At 42.2% G+C, this 1,023-nt stretch carries 1 protein-coding gene; it reads left to right on the top strand.

The window, feature by feature from the left end; translation table 11 throughout:
- Positions 1–105: 105 nt before the first annotated feature.
- A partial coding sequence (locus R8269_RS26425; RefSeq protein WP_318223061.1) for an AsmA family protein occupies positions 106–1,023 on the top strand: 918 nt, incomplete at its 3' end.

Genomic DNA, 1,023 nt, shown 5'->3' with positions numbered 1-1,023 from the left:
CAGTTGCATGTCAAAACCGGATGATTTTCACGCTTTTGTGGAACTCTCGGCGGTAAATCTAGTCTGCGCTTATAATTTTAAAAACACACGAGCAAGGAAAAACAAATGAAGAAACTGCTCTTAGTTCTCGCGATACCTGTTGTGGTATTTGTTGCTGCAATTTTAGCGTTAACTATTTTTGTCAATCCAAACCAATTTAAGCCACTGATTGTTGAGCAAGCTCAGAAACAAACAGGGTTAGAATTAGTGATTGAAGGGGATATCAGTTGGCAATTCTTCCCATCAATTGGTTTTGAATTGGGAAGAACCGAACTGCGTAACCCGCAAGGTTTTAGTCAGCCAAATCTTTTTAAAGTCGACACTGTCGGTGTTGATGTTTCTGTCACACCACTTTTTAGCAAACAACTTGAAATCGGTAACATTACTTTAGATGGTGCGGAGTTCTACGTTGAAACGAAGAAAGACGGCAGCAAGAACATTGATGCTCTAACGAAAGCGCAAACTCAACAAGCAGAGCAACCGAATGATACTGCACCAGATCAAAGTGGCGAATCGCAGTCTGCAGGCTCAGATTGGAGTATCAACCTGGCTGGTGTTACGGTTTCTAATGGCTCACTAGAAATTCAAGACAAGCAAGCCGGCAATTACACCAAGCTGTATGATGTATCGTTGAACCTTTCTGAATTTGCTTTTGACAGCTGGACGACAGCTGACTTTGGTGTGAAAGGCGAAATGAATGACCAGAAGTTTACTGCAGAAGGTAAGGCAGACTTTAAACTGGCGAAAGGTCTTGCAAGTTATGCGTTGAAGAACATCAATGTTGATGCGACGTACACTGATCCAAACAACACTATTGAATCGGCAAAAATTGGCTTAGATACATTTGAATTCGATAAAGTAAACAATCTTAGCTACGCGCTTAAAGGCAGTGCGGCTGGTATGAAGCTGGACATGCAAGGCGGTGGGCAGCTTACGGTTGACCAAGCGATTAGCAAAGTGTTGTTGAATAAGCTTACGCTGAAA

The sequence above is a fragment of the Vibrio sp. Vb0667 genome (genome assembly GCF_033391095.1).
Note: the sequence above shows the minus strand (reverse complement) of the source record. Positions and strands in the feature narration are given on the sequence as shown.